At 74.4% G+C, this 1,256-nt stretch carries 2 pseudogenes; both read right to left on the bottom strand.

The annotated features are described in order from the left end of the window. A pseudogene (locus AB0G02_RS40920) lies at positions 1-829 on the bottom strand (hypothetical protein); the annotation flags it as partial. Then, a pseudogene (locus tag AB0G02_RS40925) lies at positions 795-1,256 on the bottom strand (hypothetical protein); the annotation flags it as partial. The pseudogenes AB0G02_RS40920 and AB0G02_RS40925, both read right to left, overlap by 35 nt.

Below are 1,256 nucleotides of genomic sequence, written 5' to 3' on the forward strand. Positions count from 1 at the left end.
CCAGCCGGAAGGAGCCCGCCGGGTCGGTGAAGTCGGACTCCGCGAGCAGCAGGTGCTCGGCGTCCTCGTCGCGCAGCTGCCGCCACAGCGACGGGTCGACCGTCAGGGCGATCAGCGACAGGTAGATCACCCACGCGGAGAACCGGTCGACCTCCGGGCCGGAGTCGGCCGCGGTGCGGTCGGGCGACTGGTAGTTGCGGTGCCCGGTCTCGACCGAGGGCAGCCCGGCCAGCGCCGGGACGTACGTGCCGTCGTAGTCGACCAGCTTGAGCGAGCCGTCGTCACCGACCAGCAGGTTGCCGTGTTGCAGGTCGCCGTGCCCGACACCCGCCGCGGCCAGCCGGGCGACCAGGTCCGCGAACCGCTCCGCGACGCGGGAGAGCGCCGCGGGGTCGTCGACGTGCCGGTCGATCCAGCGCAGGAGGTTGACCGCCTCGACCCACTCCATCCGCAGCACCGGGTACCAGGCGCCTTCGACGAGGATGCCCCGGTCGAGGTAGTCGAAGCCGACGATCCAGTCGTCGTCCAATCGGGCGAGGTGCTCCCCGACGGCGCGGTAGCGGACCGCCTGCTCCGGTGCCGCGCGGGTGAAGCACTTGATCGCGCACCGCGTGCCGTCGGGCAGGGTGAGCGAGAAGACGCTCGCGAAGTTGCCCGAGACGGCCCGGGGCCGGCCCAGGGCGTCGACCCGCACCTCCGCCCCGGCGAGGTCCGTGCCGCGGAAGCACAGCGCCGTGTCCTCCAGCGCCTCGACGTAGGCCACGCCGGACGGGAACGCGCGGGCGGCCTCGTCGTCAGGGGTCCACGTGGACGACGGTGACGTCGTCATTGCGCACCATCCCCTCCGCCCGCGCCGTCGCCAACCACGCCGTGAAGCCCTCCGGGTCGCCGGACCGGGTGAACCCGCTCAGCACGTGCCACGGTCGCCCGCCCCGCTCCGCCTCGCGCAGGAACCACGCGGCCAGCGCGTCGGTGCACAGGAACAGGCCGTCGCCGGGCTCGGCGACCCCCGACGCCGTCCGCACGTGCCGGGCCAGCAGCGCGTGGTCCCGGTTGAACGCGTTGACCAGCCCCGGCGAGTTGTCGAACGCCTCCGCCGACTCCACCGGGAACGCCCGCAGCAGCCGGTCGCCGCGCGCGTGGAACAGGCAGCTGTCACCCAGCGCGGCGGCGTCCCACCGGACGACCCCCGACGGGTCGGTGTCGAACCGCGCGGCCACCACCGCGGCGTGCGGGCCGCGGTCCAGCTTGGGCTG

Source organism: Actinosynnema sp. NPDC023658 (assembly GCF_040639995.1).
Lineage (GTDB): Bacteria > Actinomycetota > Actinomycetes > Mycobacteriales > Pseudonocardiaceae > Actinosynnema.